Here is a 20375-nt window from a genome sequence, read left to right as displayed (position 1 = left end):
CCTGTCTTTTTTGGTGCGGATGTTGTCTTCTTTTCATGATAGTAGTACTCATTGGCCCGGAAGACGCATTACCAACAAAAACGGCCATAACGCCTGAACCATTTATGCCCCTAAAGGTTATATAAGAATGATCGGCTAAACGAACCCAGTCATGAGTTTAGAAAAGTATAAACAGAAAAGAACTTTTACCCAAACGCCGGAACCTGCCGGTGGTAAAGCTGCGGACAAGGTGCTACATTTTGTTGTGCAGCAGCACCATGCTTCCCACCTTCACTATGATTTCCGCCTTGAAATGAAAGGTGTACTGAAAAGCTGGGCAGTACCCAAAGGCCCCTCCATGGATCCGGAAATCAAACGCCTGGCTATGATGGTAGAGGATCATCCCTACGACTACAAAGATTTTGAAGGCAGCATTCCCCCAGGCAACTACGGGGCAGGAACCGTTATTGTATGGGATGCGGGCTCTTATACCCCGGAAGAGGCAGCCAAAGGAAGTAAGCAGCAGCAAACCAACAATCTCCTTCATCAACTGCACAGCGGCAAACTGAAGTTCACCCTGCAGGGCAAAAAGCTGAAGGGCAGCTTCGCCCTCGTGAAAGCCCCCGGCAGAGGCGACAATGCCTGGCTGCTCATGAAACTGAAAGACCGCTACGCCACCACAAACGATATCACGCTTAAAAACAAATCAGTACGCTCCGGCAAAACACTGGAACAGGTAGCGAAAAATCCACATAAAGAATGGAAAAGCAATAAGGAACAACCCATTACCAAAGCCACCACTAAAAAAAGAACGACCGCTAAAACGACTCCGGAAAAAGTCAGCCCTGTAGCGGATGACATCTCCCTGATCATAAAAAAAGGAAAAAAAGCACCCATGCCGGCAGGCGTTAAACCCATGCTGGCCGCGGTTACTCCAGCCCCCTTCGACAAAGAGGACTGGCTATACGAAATTAAATGGGACGGCTACCGCGCTATTGCCTACCTCCGGAATGGGAAAGTGGAACTGCATTCCAGGAACCAGCTCTCCTTCAATGAAAAGTTTGCCGTCATCACGAACGCACTGAAAGACTGGAACATCAAAGCAGTAACAGATGGCGAAATTGTAGCGATAGATGAAAAGGGAAATCCCGATTTCCAGGCCCTGCAGAATTATTTCAAACATGGCAAAAGTGCCCACCTTGTTTATTATATGTTTGATCTGCTCTGGTATAACGGCAAAGACTACAGACACCTGCCGTTGCTGGAACGCAAACAACTATTGCAACAACTGATCCCACAGGATAATGACCTGCTACGCTATAGCCGGCATATTACCGGAGATGGTATTCGTTTCTACCAGGCGGCCGTCAACAAAGGACTGGAGGGCATCATGGCCAAAGCCGCCGAAAGCAGTTATGTAATGAACCGCCGGTCGGAAAGCTGGTTGAAAATCAAAAACAATCAACACATGGAAGCCATCATTTGTGGCTATACCGCCGGCAGAAATAACCGTAAACATTTTGGCGCCGTCATCCTGGGAAAATATGAAAATGGTGTACTGAAATACATTGGCCATACCGGCGGCGGATTCAGTGAAGAGCAACTCAAATCACTCTTTATAAAATTTCAGCCACTGATTACAAGTGTTTGTCCGTTTAAACCAAAGCCGGCCACAAATATGCCCGCCACCTGGCTGAAACCGGAGCTGGTATGTGAAGTAAAGTTCACAGAAAGCACGCAGGATGGCATTTTGCGGCAACCCATATTTATCGGGCTGCGGGAAGATAAAAAAGCTGCCGATGAAAAACAGGTAAAGATAACATCACCACCCACCAAAAAAGTAGCAAAGCGAACTGCTTTCTTACCGGAAAATGAAAACCAGGCCGAGATAAAATCAGATGGAAAACTATTGAAATTTACGAACCTCGATAAACTGTACTGGCCGAAAGAAGGGATCACCAAACGGGACATGATTAACTATTATGCAGATATTGCCGATTATATACTCCCCTATCTGAAAGACCGGCCTCAGTCGCTGAACCGCTTCCCTGAAGGGATTACAGGATTTAGCTTCTACCAGAAAAATGTAGAGGACAAAGTAGCCAGCTGGATAAAACGATTCCCGTATACCAGCGATACTGATGGGGAGACGAAAGAATTTATGGTTTGCACGGACAAGGCCAGTCTGCTCTACATGGCCAACTTAGGCTGCATCGAACTGAATCCCTGGCACAGCAGGATCAATAAACCCGACTACCCGGACTACTGTCTTATAGACCTGGACCCGGATACCAACACCTTTGACCAGGTAATTGAAACGGCATTGGAAATAAAAAGTATCCTGGACGATATCGGCGCCAACGCTTACGTAAAAACATCCGGAGCTACGGGCATGCATATACTTATTCCCCTGGGTGCAAAATATACCTTCGAGCAATCCCGTATGCTCGCGGAATTAATTGTGGGAATTGCCAACCGGCGTTTGCCCAACACCACCAGTGTACTGAGAACACCCGCAAAAAGAAAAGGAAAAATCTACCTGGACTTCCTGCAAAACCGACAGATACAAACAATGGCATCCGCTTATTCCCTCAGGCCCAGACCAGGCGCCACTGCCTCTGCTCCGTTGCGCTGGGAAGAAGTAAAAAAAGGATTGAAAGTAGCTGATTTCAATATTTACAACCTGCCACAGCGGCTTGCCCGGGAAGGTGATCTCCTGAAAGGATTACTGGGGAAAGGAATCAACATGAAGACGGTACTCAGCAAATTGAAAAATCTGCTGTGAAACAAGCGTTGAGACTGAGCAGGACCATAGCGGATATATTGACGGCAGCACATATTCCGCAATTTATAATCCGTGTCCAGGGAAGGTCTTAATTACGCTTTCTTTGCCCTTTTCCGGGTCAGCAGGTCTTCCTCATGTTTGCTTTGTGCATCCCCAATCGCTTCTTCCACCGAATGTGACTCCGTCATGCTCACTCTCTTCCTTGTTTCTTCTACCATTACGCAATAGTATTTGTGTAAGATATCCAGTTCTTCTTCTGATAAATTCTCTACGTCAATCAATCGGTTGCTGGCCGATTTATTGGCGGCAATCAGCTCATTGAGTTTCAGCTGCACCGATTTGGAATCTTTGTTTTGTGATTTCTGGATAATGAATACCATCAGGAAAGTAATAATGGTAGTACTTGTATTAATAACCAGCTGCCAGGTATCTGAGTAGTGAAACAGCGGCCCACTGACCGCCCAAACCACAATCACCGTGAGTGCTACAAAAAAGGCCCAGGGGCTACCGGTGGCGGCAATTACCTTAGTAGACATTTTTTCAAAGAAGTTCTTTTTTGAGGGGTTGTTGGTCAGCTCTTTCATAGCTACTTAGTTTTTGTGTAGCAGTACAAGTTTTGCACCAGTGTAAAACAGGGGATTAAAGGGCTGTGCGAGCTACGATTTGGCACCTGCTTTCCACAAAACGGTTATAAAAGGGTGGGCAGTGGTTGCCACATATAGCGCGTAACCTGGCAGAACTGATCGGAAAATTCCTCAAGCGCTGGCTATGTAAATCAACTAAAACACCGCATAGGATCGTCTGTACCTGACGGTGCCGGCTACATAACCACAAACGGGCAGTTTAGCCAGGGCTACGCACCAATAAATACCCATTTACGAAACAATACAGCCTCCTTCTGAAACAAAAACAGGGCAAAAGCTCCCTGCCTTTGCCCCCTTTTCCGTTTAGTTTTACTATTACTGCAATATCTTTTTCAACATTTCTTCCAGCGCGGCTCCCCTCAAATTCACGGCAATGATTTTTCCATTTGGATCCAGCAGAAAATTCTGTGGAATCGATGCAATCATGTATTGTTTGGCGATACCGCTGTTCCAGAACTTCAGATCGCTGACATGGTGCCAGGTAAGACCATCCTTTGCAATGGCATCGATCCATTTTTGTTTGTCGCCTTCTTTATCCAGTGATACGCCGAGTACATCAAAGTTTTTGTCTTTGTATTGCTGATAGGCTTTTACCACGTTAGGATTCTCTGCCCTGCAGGGACCACACCAGCTGGCCCAGAAATCCAGCAGCACATATTTGCCACGGAGATCAGAGAGCTTCAATATTTTACCTTCCGGTGTTTGTGCGGCAAAGTCCGGCGCCATTTTATTCACCTCCAGGTGCGCAGAATTAGCAATCAGCTGCACTATTTCTTCCCCTAAAGGTAATTTGCGGAGCGAGGGTGCGAGTTTGGCGAAAGTAGCTTTTGCCTTTTGTGTATCATCTATCCGTGCGCCCAGCATATCGCGAAACAGGTACAGGCTGATATAGTAACTGGGATGCAGCGCTATGAAAGATTCCTGTAACTGTACCTTCTGTGCCATCAGCTCATTGAATTTAACAGCCATAGCATAGTAGCCGCTGGTATCTGTATTTTTGGCCAATCTTTTTTCGTAAGAGATTTTTCTCATGGAATCCATCGGGGCATCAGCAGGCAACAGGTAGGCTGTTAACTCGTCCCATTGGCGCGTGTACTCAGAATGATTTACCTGCGCACCTTCCAGGGTATTTTTTGGGTTAATTACCTGTGGCTGTATAAAGGAAATATGGTCTCCCGCATTGATAAACACCTCCCGGAATCCTGCTATGGCGGGTATACCCGGGTTACGGACAGGTGCTGATAAAGTAGCGGCAAAAGGCTGATCCGCTTCTCCAACGATGTCAAATGCACCATGTGCTATCAGGGCAGAATCCACGGCCGTTGGGATTTTCTTTTTTCCTGTTGCTTTGATCAGGTAAATCGTGCGTCCGTTGAGCATTTCCGGCACCTGGCCTTTGATGGAAAACGTTTTGCTTTGTGCAAAAGCTCCCGGATGACTAAGTAACGCGGCTGACAATAATGCCAGCATAGCGATTTTCTTCTTCATGATAATAATGATTGGTTTTTGATTTTTACGATTGTGATTACTTGCTCATATCAGACAACCACTTTTTCCTATAACTTTTCATCAGCTCAGAATAGTGCTCCATTCTGGGGCCCAATATGTCATGGCGGTTGCCAGGATACAACATCATATCAAAGTGCATATTTCCCGCACGTTGCAGCTTGTCTACCAGCTCCAGGGTGTTCATCACATGTACGTTATCATCGATCACACCATGTATCAGCAATAATTTCCCCTGGAGTTTATCCGTGTACGTTAGTACGGAACTATTTTTGTATCCTTCCGGATTTTCTGCCGGAGTATCCATGTAGCGCTCTGTATAATGACTATCATACATGCGCCAGTCGGTTACGCTACCGCCGGCAATGCCGTACTTAAAATATTCCGGTGCATGCATCAGTGCGTAGCAGGTAATATAACCGCCAAAGCTGTAACCGGAAATCATTACTTTTTCCGGATCGGCCTGCGCGTTGGCAATGAGCCACTTCACGCCCTGTATCCAGTCTTTGATAGGCCACTGCGCCAGGTCGCGGTACATATAATTTTGTCCCACTTTACCAAATTCCGTGCTGCCACGATGATCCATGCTAACACTGATTACCTGCTCCTCCCGGTCCTGCACATACGTAGGTACCCAGTTATCTTTTATGGTACTGGAAGCCGGACCACCATAGATTGCGATCACCACCGGATATTTTTTACCGGCTACCATGTTCCTGGGAAACTTGATACGCATAGGGATATCGAATTTGCCATCTTCACTTTTTACATATACGATGCGGTAATTCTTCGCCAGTGTAGTATCAAAGTCAGGTCCCTTGCTGTCTCCCAGTACTTTGATTAATTTACCCTGATTATTGAGCAGTGCCAGCTGATCCGGTGTACCTGCGTTACTGTATCTGGTAGTGAAGTAAGCTCCATCTGGCGAAAGCGTGATCTCATGAGAATACGGACCGAAGGTGAGGCGCTTCATATGCTTGCCACTCAGATCAGCCCGATATAAATCCTCCCGGTTTAATCCGTCTTTATTGCCCGTAAAATACACCACACGGTTTTCCTCATCTACATACTTAATATGTGATACAACGAAATCTCCCTGCGATACCCTGCTTTCAAAAGTACCATCTGCTTTATGCAGGTAGATCTGCCGGTAGCCCGATTTATCGCTGATCAGCAGGAACTCTTTGCCTTTGTTAATAAAAGAAAGACGTTCCTCTTCATCCAGGTTAATCCAGGTGGCCTGTCTTTCTTCGTACGCCAGTTTCTTCGCCCCGGTGGCGGAAGCAATATTATAGAGCTGATAATGATCCTGACCACGGTTTAACCATTGTACCACTAAAGATTTACTATCCGGATTCCAGTAAGGTGTACCAAAATACTGATCAGTGTGTTCATCAAAATCTGCCCATACGGTGGCGCCGCCGGTAGCCGCTACGATGCCGATCCTGATAGCAGGATTGGTATCCCCGGGTTGCGGGTATCGCTGTGTTTCTATGTAACCATGGTCACCGCCGGCACCGGTGATGGTAAACAAAGGAACTTTGCTGTCGTCTGTTCTGAAGAAAGCAATGGACTTACTATCGGGGCTCCACCAGAATGAGCGGTAATTGGTTGCTCTGCCCAAAATTTCTTCATAATATACCCAGGAAGCATATCCGTTCAGGATCACGTCACTGCCGTCCTGTGTGAGCCGGATTTCTTTTCCGGTGGCCAGTTCCAGGGTATACAGGTCGTTATTGCGGGTAAAAGCAATGTAATTGCTGTCCGGAGAAAAAACGGGATTCACTTCTTTGGCTGCAGTATGTGTTACCTGCTGCGATGTTTTTCCTTCTACAATAAAAATATCATCTTGTTTGATGATGACACGTTTACCCACTGCTTTCCTTCCTGCAGACCTGTTATCCGTTGGCACTTCTTTACCGGTGCCCGCCTCCACCACGAAACTTTTAAAAGTATTTTTCTCTTCGTAGCGCTGCAAAATAAAATGCCCTTTATCTGTCCATCCGCTTACGGCAGGTAATGGCAACAGGTCGTTTTCCGTTGCGCGTTGTGCATATCCTGTTGTTGCGAAAGCCAGTGGTGCAGCCAGCAGGAAAGCGTTGATGATTGTATGTCTCTTCATTATTTCCAATATGTATTCTGAACCATTTTCTTATTTGCCAGTAACTCGGAGGCTGGAATCGGGAAACAATAATTCTTTAACTCGAAAGTCCTGGTTTCCAGCAAACGTGAAGGACCATAGGTTTTAGTTCCATTGGCTGCTTTGGAGATAGCAGTACCATAAATGGTTTTATAGGGTAGCTGATCAGCAATATGCCAGCGGCGTATATCCCAGAAACGTTGGTCTTCGAATGCAAATTCAATCCGGCGTTCATGACGGATGCATTGGCGCATTTCCGTTTGGTTTAACCCGGCAGGCAAATCAGGTTGTCCGGCCCGGCGGCGGATGGCGTTGACAGCTTCGTATACCGCATTATCCGGCCCTGCATCTTCATTCTGTGCTTCTGCATAGTTCAGTAATATTTCTGCATATCTCAACAGTTGCCAGTTCTGATCACTGCCAAAAGCCGCATCTCCCAGGAAATTAAATGTTTCATTCGTAGCCTTTCTCACTAAATACCTGGTTTGCGGTTTAAAAGAACCTGCATTCACAATATCAAATCCACCTTCAAACAGTTGCAGCACGCTGCCACGGTAGGTGGCACCATCATAGGCGATGGTATAACCAAAACGTTTATCACGGTTGGCATACGGATTATTCGGATCATATAATGGAGATTTTGAGGGAAGTTTACCATCTGTCATTTCGTATTCGTCTACCAGGTTCTGGGTGGGATTGCTCTGGCTGATGCCACTCATAGAGCCCGGCGCCATATCGCGATCATAAGTATGTCCTCTTTCTTTTGCTACATTATTATGTTGTACAGAAAGAATGCATTCCGCATTATTTTTTACCGTGAACAGCGATTTATAATCCGGGTACAGACTGTACTGATGACTATCCATCACTGCTTTAGCAGCAACTGCTGCTGCTTTAAAACGACCCATATATAAAAGCATCCGCGCCTTTAAAGCCATCGGTGCACCTGCGGTCAGTCGGCCGGCATCTTTCACATAGGAAGCGGGTAATTGTGATAAGACAGCCGCTACGGCATCCAGTTCACTCACCACATAATCCACACTTTGTCCTTTAGTACTGCGTGGAATGGCTAAACTATCCGTTCCATAGATCTGCGCTTTTTCCACGATCACTACACCCGCTGCATTCTCTGCGCCGGGAACCACACCAGAGGGCTGTACAGCCCCCGAAGCGGTGATTGGATCATCACTGAAATAATTGATCAGCTCTGAATAGTAATAGGCCCGGAAGAAACGAACTTCCGCTTTCAGCTGACTTTTGAGTACGGCGTCACCCGGTACCGCATCTATATGCGCCAGGAAGTCATTAGCCGACCGCACCCGCTGATACAGAGATGTATAGTATTCCGTAAAAGGCGAACTATTGGCATTCCAGCTGGCATCGGTGGTCAGCTTCTTCAGCACAAAAGGATCGTTATTGAGGCCATTGAGACCATCATCTGTAGCAGCCGCCAGGTAATAGTTCCGGCTATACCCACTCTGCAATGTAGAGTAGAAATAATTGACATAATTCGCTGTCAGCCCGATATCATTCCATACCGTGAGTTCAGAAATACTGTCTTTCGGTTTTTTGTTGAGAATATCTTTCGCACAGGACGACAGCAATACCATACATCCTACTATCCAGCCACCTGTTCTATTAATTTTCATGATCTGCATTTTGTAATGAATGTTTAGAATTTCACATTTACACCAATACCATAGGTCTTCTGCGGGCCGTAAGGAGTGATAACTGTATTCTCCGGATCTGTAAATTTCACCTTGGAAAAGGTGAGCAGATTACCTCCCTGCAGATTAAAAGTAACCGCTTCCATTCCCTGTTGCTTTAGCCAGGCAGATTGCAGACTGTAGGAAACAACAGCACTACGCAGACGCAGGTAATTGCCATTGGTACCATAAAAATCAGAGGCCCTGGTATCGTTAGCCATAGATCCCAGTTTGGGCCAGCTGGCGTTGGTGTTTTCCGGTGTCCAGCGATCCAGCTGGCGGGTATCATAATTGACCCATTGCCGGTTAAGATTCATATTCGTGTAATCGCCGATGCCCTGGAACAGGAGGTCTACGGAAAAATGTTTCCAGGTAGCCCCCAGTGAAATACTGTAGTTCAACAACGGCATATCGATATTGTCTTTCACAATCATATCCTGCTGATCGATGACATGATCCCCGTTCATATCTACATATTTGATATCTCCCGGATTAACGGTGGTATTACTTCTGCCGTCCTGTACAGCCCATCCTGCAATTTCTTCCTTCGACTGGAATAAGCCGGCTGATTTATAGATGCGGGTAACGTTGGCGCCCCAGCCATTTAACTGGCTGCCATTCCATGCTGGTAAACCAGCTTGTTCTCCTGAATAATCTGTAATGGTTTTGGTATGGGCGATCATCCCTTTTACATAGTAATGTAGATTTTTGCCAATATGATTAGTATGCATCAGCGTCAACTCAAAACCCTGGGTGTGGTTGCTCCCCATATTTACCCTGGGGGCATTGGCGCCAAAAGTGATGGGTACATTATCTGACACCGAAATCAGTACATTGGTGTTATTCTTCCGGTAAACATCAAATTCTGCGGCAAATAGTCCTTTGAGGATGCTGAGATTAAAGCCCGCATTAAAAGACTTAATCACGCCCCAGGTAATATTGCTATTGGGTGCGGTAAGCCCTGGATAAATGGAAGGCTGGTAATTTCCGCCGAACACGTAACCATATTTGCCGGCGGTGGAAGAAGGACCCGTGTTTTGTCCTACATTATAATTATAGAGATAAGCGCTGTACCCGGCCCCGGTTTCATCACCGGCCATACCATACGATGCTCTCAGTTTCAATTCATCGAGCCAGGAAATATTATCTTTCATAAAGTCTTCTTCAGAAATACGCCATCCGGCAGAGATAGAAGGGAATGTACCCCAACGATGGCCATCCGGATAATTCACAGAAGCTTCTGAACGGAAACTACCATCCAGGTAATATTTACCATTGTAGGAATAGCTGATACGACCTACATACCCTACTCTTCCAAATTCAGCGGTAGTACCATTATTCGTGGAGTTCACACTGGCATTGCCGGCAAACAGTTCATCCACCACCGGTGTGAAAATATTGATGCGGGAACCACTCAGCATCTCTGTGGTACTTTCATTGGTAGTATAGAGTAATACGGCATTTACGGTATGTAAACCAAAAGAGCGGTTATAGTTAAAACCAAACTCCATATTGGTATAGTTGGCGCGGTACATATTTTCACTAAGAGAAGGTTTCAGATTAGCACCTTTATTATCTACGCCCGCCACCGGCACATATTGTCCCTGGTTATTGGCGCGGTATAATTTATAAGGAACGGAGAAATTCTTCTCCCCATAATTATTCCGGTCAAAGGATCCCAGCGCGCGTGCCGATAAGCCTTTTACAAAAGGAATGGCATACTCCATTCTTAGCTTCGCATTCAGATAGCTTCCTTCTCTGCGGGTATAACCACTCTGTGTTTTTTGTATGAACGGATTTGCTATCGAACCGGTAAAATTAGCCGCAGGTAAACCATTGCTAAAATAAACCGGTTGCAATGGCGACATGTTATACACATTCGTCAGGATTGTGTTGGAACCACCGCTGCTGGCATCTTCTGTCTTTTCATAGCGATAAGCCATATCCAGCCCCATGGTCAGGTTTTTATTCAACCTGGTATCTATATTGGAAATAACGGAATAGCGTTTTAAGCTACCATCACCTACGATAGAGCCTTGTTTATTAAAGCCACCGGCTACATAATATTTAATAGCATCACTACCACCGCTTACGTTAAGATTATAATTTTGAGCATTGGCATAATCATTCAATACGGTTTTGCTCCAATCAGTGTTGGCATACTTGTCAGGATTCAATCCCAGCCGGATGGTATCCAATACTGCCGGGGAATAGATCGTCTCATTACCGGAATTCACCGAAAACTCATTGCTCAACAGCGCCTGCGTGTAATTATCCACAAATCTGGGTTGCTGGGTAGGCCTGGAATACGTGGTATTAGCCCCGAAAGAGAACTTAGGTCTGCCCATTCTACCTCTTTTTGTAGTGACCAGTATTACGCCATTACCACCGCGGGAACCGTAAATAGCAGTAGATGCGGCGTCTTTCAATACAGTAACGGATTCCAGATCAGCAGGATCGATATCATTCAAACTTACCTGCCCGCCAATAATGCTACCACTACTTTCATTCAACGGAATTCCATCAATTACAATCAAAGGTGCATTGTAATAGGAAGAACTGCGTACCAACAAGCGGTTCATATCCCTGCCTGGCGCACCTCCGTTTTGTTTACCAAATAAGCCGGGTATTGTACCTACCAGGTTGTTGCTCAGTGCAGTTGATGGTAACTGGTTAATGGTTTTATTATTAACAGATGTGACTGCACCGGTGATGGCTTCTCTTCGTTTAGTACCATACCCTACGTCTACTACCTTTACCTCATCGAGGGTACGGGTATCCTGTTCCAGGGAGAACGATGCATAGGATGTACCTGTAGTAAATTCACGGGTGGCATAGCCTACAAAACTGGCGCGGATGGTATTGGTCCCGCCGGGTGCGTTAAAAAAAATGTAGTGCCCTTTTTCATCTGTGAGTACACCTTTTCCTGAAGAGAGCAGGCGAACCGTTACACCTGGCAGCGGTTCACGTGTAGCCACGTCCGTTATGATACCCTGCAGATTGTTAACCACGCCGTTACTTTCTGTCGAAGCCACGTCTGCATTACGTTCTGCTACAGCAGGCGCTGAAGATGATCTGGCAGGTACCGGACGTTGTATCAGCATGTAGTTATTCTGACTAACATATACAAACAGCAGGTCGACAGGATACAATACTCTTTTTAATACTTCTTCTACCGGCAACTGTTTTAAAACAGCCACTGAAATATTGGTGGTTTTATTTTTTATAAGATCTGCATCAAACACAAATTTGGTGTCGTATTGCTTCGTTATTTCTGCTAATGCAGCCGATAGTGGGATACGTCCCGGACCTTTGTCCGCCTGGGCATATACTCCCATGGTGATTATGTTGCATAGCAATAGCAGCCAGCATTTGGTAGCAATTTTTTGCATAAAGTAATCTTTAATTAAATGCAGATTTGGTTGGTATTTATTAATGGGTACGTCTGAAAATCAGCAGACTGTCCTTTTTTTCAATGTTCACTTTCAATATGCCTGACAGTATAAAAATGATGTTGTCCTCATTCTTCACCGGTATGGTCCCTTCTATTCTTTTGTTCACGATAGCCGGATCTTCCAGCACTGCCTTGTAGCCATAAGTATCTTCCAGCAGATGTATTATTTCACCCACACTCGCATTGTTCATCACTAGTTTATTATCTTTCCATGCATTCACTTCACTCATATCTTTCGCGGCTTTCTGCAATTGGTGGGTTTGCGGATCGTAGCTGGCCTGTTCACCCGGCAACAGTTGCAATGCGGTGGAATTGTCTTTCAGCTTTACTTTCACCGATCCATAGGTCAATCCTACTTTGGTAATGCCTCTGCGCTCCTTCACATTAAAGACCGTACCCAATACCTCCACATCCAGGTTAGGGGTATGCACTACAAAACGTTCACCTTCTTTTACAGGCAGACTATCATTTTTAAGATGTACTACTTCGAAAAAAGCTTCTCCGCTCAGCCATACTTCGCGGCGGGAACCGCTCCACCAGTGCTTCGCATAGGTAAGGGTGGAGTTGGCATTTAATATAATGCGTGACTCGTCAGATAGCACAATGCTGACCGTTTTGCCATAGCCGGTGGTCACTGTTTTGTTGCCAAGGTATTTTAACATCCCCGCGCTACCCAGCACCAGTAACCCAACAGCCGCTGCTGCCAACCATTTGCGACGGCTTACCCGTAATTGTAATTTTCGTTCATTTGCAGCAACAATATCGCTGCTGATGTGATTCCATACCTCATCTGCCAGGCCGGCAGGCGGATAAATTCTTTTTACGGTCAACAGTAAACGTAACTCCTGCTCTGCCGCCTTCATACTGGCCAGGTTGGCTGGTTCAGCAGCCATCCAGGCAGTCCAGAAGTCAACGGCATCCACGCCCCTGTTCCTGACATATGCAATGAAGTATGCATCTTCCAGAAAATCCTGTTTACTGTAATTTTTATATTGTTCACTCATAACTACTCACTCAGATCACCAGTTTAATTCACTTAAAACAAGGGCGATTTAACACAGGACACCAACACTCGTGAGAACACCCCACGGAAAAAATATTTTTTTTTGGTGCAACCCAAAAAGTCTTCAAACAGGGAATAATAGTGGAAGGCAACGTTACCTGCTGGCGGCAATTTTCAACAGGCAAAGCACGGCAATCATAGATATGTCAAGGATTTCACGTAAAGACTCCAATGACCGGGCCGTTAGTTTATAGGCTCCTTTTACGCTGATATTCATTATTTCAGCAATATCATTATACTCCATCTCCTGGAAATAACGCAGGAAAATAATTTCCTTTTGGCGGGCGGTTAACTGATCCATGGCCTGTTTCAGTGCCAGGAGCTGCTGATCTGCACTCTCTTTTTGTATATATTCGGATTCCGGAGAAAAGGCAAGCTCAAAGTCATAATCATCTTCGAGAGACGTCACCCTTCTTCTTTTTTCATCTCTTAACTTATTATATATCATGCCCCGTAAGGATACCAGCAGGTATGGGCGGATACGTTTCACCGTACCCAGCGTAGCCCTGTTGGTCCATATCTTCACAAAGAACTGCTGTATGCTTTCCTTTACCAATTCTTCGTTGGCAGCAAGGCGCATCCCGTACTCGTATAACATGGTAAAGTGAAGACGATAGATTTGCTGAAAGGCGGCCTCGTCACCATCTACTATCGCCCGCCACCAATGTGATTCTTCAGCGATTTCTTCCATACATATAGTTCATATCTTCAAAAGCAGGGGCAAAAAATACGACCATTTTATTAAAAATAATAATCAGGCAGGCGGAAATATTATATGATATTTAATTAAATATTTTTTATTTGATATAGATCAAGGGCTTAGATAGCTGATGTAATCAACTGGTAAAAGCGCTTTTTATAAGTATCGGAAACAGGAATCACCTGGTCCTGTATTTTGATGCCATCTTTCTCAATGGCATCTATTTTATCAATCGCCACCATGAAAGACTTATGCACCCTGCAGATAATAGCAGGCGGAAGTTCTGCTTCAAACTCACGGAAAGTCTTCAGCGTCATCATCTTTTTGTGCAGGGTATGTATTTTCCGGTAGTCGCGCATCCCTTCAATATACAATACCTCACTCAGCAGCACTTTTTCCAGGCGGTATTCCGTTTTCACAAAAATGAATTTCTTTTCTGTCGCCACTTCCCGCCGGAACAGGTTATTTTTCACTTTCTCTACCGCCTGCAAAAAGCGATCAAAAGTAAAAGGTTTCAATAGGTAGTCGGTGACATTCAGTTCATATCCTTTGAGTGCGTACTCATGATACGCCGTAATAATAATTACCTCCGTGCTGGTATGCATAGCCTGCAGTAACTGTATACCAGATATCTCCCCTATATTAATATCCAGAAAAATAAGATCCACCGTGTTAGACTGCAGGTATAACAGCGCATCTATGCCATTATCAAAGGTAGCCATCAGCTCCAGGAAAGGCAGCTTCTGCAGGTACCCTTTGATACGCTCCTGCGCCAGCGGTTCATCTTCTATAATGATGCAGTTAATTTTCATGGGTACGCAAGGTTAAATTCACTTTATAATTTCCTTCCTGATCTGAAATATCCAGCGTATGCTTACCAGGATATAACAATGCCAGCCGGCGTTGCAACAACTCATTGCCCAAACCATTATGGATCCCGTTCACCTCAGATGTACGCTGGTATTTATTCGCACAGCCAAAGATAATAGTGCCCTGATCAATAGACAACGTAATACTCACCGCAGGTCCTTCCTTCCTGGGCGCTGCATGTTTAAACGCGTTCTCTATGTAAGCAATAAACAACATAGGCGCAATCATCATATTACCGGGTTCGCCCTGCAATGTATATTGTACGTAACTACTATTGGCAGTTCTGATCCGCTGCAAAGCAATATACTCTTCAATATAATCCAGCTCCTTCTGTAAGGGAATCCGGTCTGCTTTGGTTTCATACAGCATAAAGCGCATAATGCCCGACAACTTATTCAGATACAGCGATGCTTTGGTGGCATCTTTTTCTATCAGTACATCAATATTGTTGATGGTATTAAACAGGAAATGCGGATTGATCTGGGACTTTACCAGTGCCAGTTCTGTTTCATAATTTCTTTTATTTAATTCTTCCTTCAACTTAATATCACCATACCAGCTGATAAACCCTTTTAATACCAAACCTATAATGCCATGAATAGTGGCCAGCAAGGCGAGGATAACGGCCATCATTAGTTGCTCCTTCAGCGTGGGATGTCCCATCCAATGCGTCAGTGGCATTGCTAGCAACAACGTGGTAATCAGACCGGCGGCCAGCGCAAAAACAATACACATTCCCACCAGGGCCAGGTGCTTCTTTTTAACTAAAAAGTAATTGAATAAAATAGTATAAAAAGAATAGAAACCTAATATACCGGGTAAAAAACAAAACAATGCCAGCGGCGAAAAAAACAACGTAGTCCATAGCTCATGCCATGACAGATGACCTTTACCAATAAATGATATAAAGGTAGACATCAGCAGCCCATAGAGCAGCCAATACCCCATATGCAACAGATAAATGACAGGCTTTTTCATGTTACCCCCGTTCTCTTTTATAAATAAATAACAAATATCCTGCAAGCCCTATGAGAAGAAAATATGCCACTGAAAATATGTAAATGCGATCCGTGTATTGCCCATTAAAGCTGTAGATGCTATAAATGTACGGAATTGTAAAGCCATATTCCCATTTCACTGCCATCACGGAAAATATGTACATCGCCAACCCCACGCCCACCGGCACCAGGAAATTACGATACTGCAAACTTAATAAATACTGCAGCGCAATTACCGGTAAACAGGTTATAAAGAACTTTCCATTCCCCACCAGGTAGGCCACAAAAGGAAAAGGCGCCGCCGGAAAGGGTACCTTTTTAAACAGGAGTGCCGGAATTACTCCTTCGAGGTATACCCCGATATTGAATAGGATGAAAAACTGTAACAGCATCACTAATATCAATGCTAACTTCGCAAAAAAGAGAGTGGTCAGTGATTGTGGTGTAGTATGTAATTGTTTCCAGGTGTTGTTCCGGTATTCCAGTTGCCCAATCATACTGGTCACCAATATGACGCCCATGGTCAGTAGAAACATCGACATAAACTGCCAGCTGTTGTGATACAACATTTCCCATATATTCGCCGCACTGTTACTGGAAGCCAGTTCATCAAAATAATAAAAGCGCCGCATTAAAATAACGACCGGCATAAAGGCGCCACCGGCTACGGTAAGCCATACGGCAGCAGAGTGCTTGTGCTTCAGCCATTCGCTCTGGAAGCTGTGCAAAAAATTCAGGGTCATATGATTAGTTGTTGGTAAGGTGCATAAAAATATCTTCGAGGTCATTCCGGCGGGTATTCATTTCGTATACCTGCACGCCCTCCATGACGAGGCGCTGATTAATCACAGCCAGTTGCTCCCGGCTTACTCCCTCCAGCAATATTTTATCCTGCTCTACACTGGCATGCAGCCCACATGCGGCTATCAGCGTGAGTGAGCGGGCCAGATCACTACAGTCGATCTGCACCCGGCTATGCAGGGTCCTTTCCGCTGTCAGATCCGATAGGACTCCCTGGTAAAGCAATTTCCCTTTATTGATAATCCCCACATGTGTAACCAGCTTTTCTATTTCCGATAGCATATGACTGGAGATGAGAATCGTCATATTGCTTTCCTGGTTCAGTTGACGGAGCAATGCCCGCATTTCAATAATGCCTCCGGGATCCAATCCATTGGTGGGTTCATCCAGGATCAGCAGAGAGGGGTTATGCAACATAGCAATGGCAATACTCAGGCGTTGTTTCATGCCCAGTGAAAAGCGGCCGGCCTTCTTGCTGCCCGTGCCGGCAAGTGCGGTCAACTCCAGCACTTCATTCACCCGGCGGGCAGGGCATTGATAAATTTTCTGCAGTAGCCATAAATTCTCTGCTGCAGTAAGATGGCCATAAATAGAAGGGCTTTCGATCAGAGAGCCCACCCGTTTTAAAATAGCCACACGGTGCTGGTCAAAACTTTCTCCTAATATGCGGATAGTACCCTCCTGCTTTTTCAGTAATCCCAGCACCAGTTTCAGGGTGGTGGTTTTGCCGGCGCCATTAGGTCCCAGGAAGCCGTAAATGGCGCCCGTAGGTACCTGCAGACAAATATTATCCAGGGCTTTTTCCTTACCGGGGAAATAATGGGTGAGTTGTGTAGTTTCAAGACAATAGTCTGGCATACTTTGATGTTTACGGCAAAAGTAGCAGCCTGCATTCCACGTGAGGGTTATATTTGGCAAAACAAGTGGGTTTATCTGCAACAGGGGTATTTTGTCCTGCAAGTGGCGGAGGGGTAGCTTAAAAGCAGTACAAATGGAAACGGCGGCTCATGCCGTCATCTAAAACGATAGCCACCAGGCACACCATTTTTAGAGAGCACAATCTGCCATAACTGGCTTTTCCTGGCACGGAAAGAGCCCGCACAGGATAAGAGATAGTATTTCCACATGCGGAAAAAGGTGGGATCATATTTTGTTTTCAGCTTATCCCAGTTCTGTAAAATATTTTCATACCAGGCCATCAGCGTATGGTCATAGTCTACGCTGAAATTCTGCCAGTGTTCCATTACAAACAAGCCCTCTATAAACTGCCCGATGAGGCGGATAGTAGGGATCATGGCATTGGGGAAAATGTATTTGTTCAGCCACTGATCGGTGAAGGTATTAGGGGTGTTACCTCCGATGGTATGAAGTAAAAACAGCCCGTCATCTTTCAGGCAACGATGCACCATTTTCATATAGGCATCATAGTTTTTATATCCTACGTGTTCAAACATGCCCAAAGAAACAATGGCATCAAAAGGCTCATGCAGCGTGCGGTAATCCGTTAAACGGATATCTATCGGCAAGCCTTTACAGCGCTCTTTTGCCAGTTCCGCCTGCTCTTTTGAAATAGTGATACCGGTTACGCGTACGCCATATTTTTCAGCGGCAAACTTTGCCAGGCTTCCCCAGCCACAGCCGATGTCCAGGATGTGCATGCCTGGCTGCAGCTTTAGTTTACGACAGGTCAGGTCCAGCTTTTGTTCCTGCGCCTCATCGAGGGTACGGACATTTTCCCAGAAAGCACAGGTGTAAGTCATCCGTTTATCCAGCATGCATTCAAAGAGGTCGTTGCCCGTGTCATAGTGTGCGCTTCCATTACGGTAAGCTTTGGCAGGGGTTTGAAAATTCAATACGCTGGCGAGTAAAATATCTGCCTTAAACCTGAAACTCTTTTTCACACGCGTATCCAGGTTAGCCAGCAATATTTTTGTAAAGAAGTCGTCCAGCCGCTCACAGTCCCAGTAATTATTCATGTAGGATTCTCCCAGTCCCAGTGAGCCGCGGTAGAGTACTTCTTTGTAAAAAGCAGTATTGTTTACCTGTATATCCCACGGTTGGTGGCCGTTAACCGTAATACCGGCAGCGGACAAAAGACGGGTCACTATGTTTTGGGGATGGCGATCCATAACTATAGTTTTGGCAAGCTCCTACACGTTCTTCCAGGTATTAGCAACAATGCAACTTACTCCTTTGTTCATACGTTGCCGGGCAAAGAAAAGCCGTTCTACAAAGGAACGGCTTTTCGCAATCTTAAATACATTTTGCTGCCAGATATTAGCAGCAGCAGTAAAATATTTACCTGAGTTTATACAACTTATATCCAAAGAGGAAAATAACGGCATAGCAAACGATCGGCAGGTAGTAGGCGGTAGCAATATTGGTATCTGCCAGGCGTCCCATGATGAAAGGGAAAATGGCCCCACCAAACATGCCCATTACAATAAAGGAAGAAGCCTGCTGTGTTTGCGGGCCCAGGTCTTTTAAACCGAGACTGAAAATAGTGGGATACATGATGCTGAAAAAGAAGTTAATCATCAGCAGCGCGATGTAGGAAGTCCAGCCCCAACCCTGTGCCGCGAGGACACACATCAGTATATTTCCCAGTGCAAAAGCCGCCAGGAGTTTATTAGGTGCAATAAACCGCATTAAAGCTGTACCTACAAATCTGCCGGCCAGCATCATCCCCATGAACAACGTCATAAAATAACCGGCTTTCCCATCGGAGAAATGCATCACTTCATGACCGTAGTTGATAAAGAAAGCCCAGGTGCCGGCCTGTGCTGCCACGTTAAAGAACTGCGCCACTACTGCCCATACAAAATGTTTTTGCTGGAATAACTTTTTACGGATGCTGACCGTACCTGTTGCGACAGTGTCAGCAGTACCATCATGCGGATCTGTTACCGGAGGCACTTTCACCAGCGCAAAAGCAATAGCGATGATCGCAATCACCGCGCCTATACAGATGTATAATGTTTTTACAGACGATAATTCATTGCCTGCTTCCTGTTTTTCACTGAGCAGAAAATAGCTGCCCATGGTAGGTCCTACGATGGCGCCTACCGCATTGAATGATTGTGCGAAGTTGATACGCTGATCACTGGTGCGCTGATCGCCCAGGGCGGCCATAAACGGATGCGCTACAGTTTCCAGTGTTGCCATGCCACAGGCTAATACAAATAAGGCTATACGAAAAATAGCAAATGAACCTGCATTGGCGGCCGGGACAAACAGAAATGCACCCAGGGCATATAAGGTGAGGCCCAGTAATACCCCATTTTTGTATCCCATCTTTTTAATGAACAACCCCGCGGGAACAGACATAAGCGCGTAAGCACCAAAAATAGAAAACTGTACCAGCCCCGATTGTGATTTGGATAAGCCTAATACGTTTTGAAAATGTTTATTCAATACATCTCCCATTGTCAGCGCAATGCCCCAGCACATAAAAAGCGAGGTGACGAATATCAGTGTAATGACGTATTTCTTTTCTGTAAATTTTGCCGGTAAGGACGTGGATAGTTTAGCAGAATTTTTAGCTGTCTGAAATGCTTCCTGTTCCAAAGAGTCAGGTGATATCATGTTCTTGAGTTTTTAATTTTTTTGCATAACGTGGTCAGATAGCCGGCTTCATAGGAAAAGCGTTCGGCCGTCAGAGCACTAATATACGGTTCCATTTTAATAATCACTATCCTTGTTTATTTATTGGCGGCACCCACAGTTGCC

14 protein-coding genes are annotated in these 20375 nt (G+C 45.3%); 1 reads left to right on the top strand and 13 read right to left on the bottom strand.

Going from position 1 to position 20375, the window contains the following annotated elements; translation table 11 throughout:
- Positions 1-151 precede the first annotated feature (151 nt).
- A complete protein-coding gene (gene ligD, locus AB4Z08_RS20205; protein WP_441575587.1) occupies positions 152-2764 on the top strand; it encodes a DNA ligase D in 2613 nt (870 codons plus the stop codon).
- Positions 2765-2856: 92 nt separating this feature from the next.
- On the opposite strand, the gene AB4Z08_RS20200 is transcribed toward ligD, so the two are convergent.
- The 13 genes from AB4Z08_RS20200 to fucP form a co-directional block, all read right to left on the bottom strand.
- Positions 2857-3348: a low affinity iron permease family protein gene (locus AB4Z08_RS20200; RefSeq protein ID WP_441575586.1), complete on the bottom strand. Its 492-nt coding sequence runs from the start codon at positions 3346-3348 to the stop codon at positions 2857-2859.
- A 375-nt stretch (positions 3349-3723) separates the two neighbouring features.
- Positions 3724-4896: a redoxin domain-containing protein gene (locus tag AB4Z08_RS20195; protein ID WP_441575585.1), complete on the bottom strand. Its 1173-nt coding sequence runs from the start codon at positions 4894-4896 to the stop codon at positions 3724-3726.
- 37 nt (positions 4897-4933) lie between these two features.
- Positions 4934-7036 (bottom strand): DPP IV N-terminal domain-containing protein, encoded by a 2103-nt coding sequence (locus AB4Z08_RS20190; RefSeq protein ID WP_441575584.1) that lies wholly within the window; start codon positions 7034-7036, stop codon positions 4934-4936.
- Positions 7036-8703, bottom strand: a complete 1668-nt coding sequence (locus tag AB4Z08_RS20185; protein ID WP_441575583.1) for a RagB/SusD family nutrient uptake outer membrane protein — start codon at positions 8701-8703, stop codon at positions 7036-7038. The genes AB4Z08_RS20190 and AB4Z08_RS20185 overlap by 1 nt, the downstream gene beginning before the upstream one ends.
- A gap of 23 nt (positions 8704-8726) precedes the next feature.
- On the bottom strand, positions 8727-12152 hold the full coding sequence (locus tag AB4Z08_RS20180; RefSeq protein WP_441575582.1) for a SusC/RagA family TonB-linked outer membrane protein: 3426 nt from the start codon (positions 12150-12152) through the stop codon (positions 8727-8729).
- A 40-nt stretch (positions 12153-12192) separates the two neighbouring features.
- Positions 12193-13218, bottom strand: coding sequence for a FecR family protein (locus AB4Z08_RS20175; RefSeq protein WP_441575581.1), 1026 nt, complete (start codon positions 13216-13218; stop codon positions 12193-12195).
- 153 nt (positions 13219-13371) lie between these two features.
- Positions 13372-13968, bottom strand: a complete 597-nt coding sequence (locus AB4Z08_RS20170) for an RNA polymerase sigma factor (protein ID WP_441575580.1) — start codon at positions 13966-13968, stop codon at positions 13372-13374.
- Positions 13969-14096: 128 nt separating this feature from the next.
- Positions 14097-14789, bottom strand: coding sequence for a LytR/AlgR family response regulator transcription factor (locus tag AB4Z08_RS20165; protein ID WP_441575579.1), 693 nt, complete (start codon positions 14787-14789; stop codon positions 14097-14099).
- Entirely contained in the window at positions 14779-15825 is a 1047-nt protein-coding gene (locus AB4Z08_RS20160) for a sensor histidine kinase (RefSeq protein WP_441575578.1), read from the bottom strand. The genes AB4Z08_RS20165 and AB4Z08_RS20160 overlap by 11 nt, the downstream gene beginning before the upstream one ends.
- Position 15826: 1 nt before the next feature.
- Positions 15827-16588, bottom strand: a complete 762-nt coding sequence (locus AB4Z08_RS20155) for an ABC transporter permease (RefSeq protein ID WP_441575577.1) — start codon at positions 16586-16588, stop codon at positions 15827-15829.
- Between the two features lie 4 nt (positions 16589-16592).
- Complete coding sequence (locus tag AB4Z08_RS20150) at positions 16593-17504, bottom strand: ATP-binding cassette domain-containing protein (protein ID WP_441575576.1); 912 nt, start codon at positions 17502-17504, stop codon at positions 16593-16595.
- Between the two features lie 155 nt (positions 17505-17659).
- Positions 17660-18775 carry a cyclopropane fatty acyl phospholipid synthase gene (cfa, locus tag AB4Z08_RS20145; protein WP_441575575.1) on the bottom strand — a complete coding sequence of 372 codons (1116 nt, stop codon included), beginning with the start codon at positions 18773-18775 and terminating at the stop codon, positions 17660-17662.
- A 169-nt stretch (positions 18776-18944) separates the two neighbouring features.
- Complete coding sequence (gene fucP, locus AB4Z08_RS20140; protein ID WP_441575574.1) at positions 18945-20231, bottom strand: L-fucose:H+ symporter permease; 1287 nt, start codon at positions 20229-20231, stop codon at positions 18945-18947.
- Between the last annotated feature and the right edge of the window lie 144 nt (positions 20232-20375).

The sequence above is a fragment of the Chitinophaga sp. RAB17 genome, assembly GCF_052114225.1.
In the GTDB taxonomy this organism is placed as follows: Bacteria; Bacteroidota; Bacteroidia; order Chitinophagales; family Chitinophagaceae; genus Chitinophaga.
Note: the sequence above shows the minus strand (reverse complement) of the source record. Positions and strands in the feature narration are given on the sequence as shown.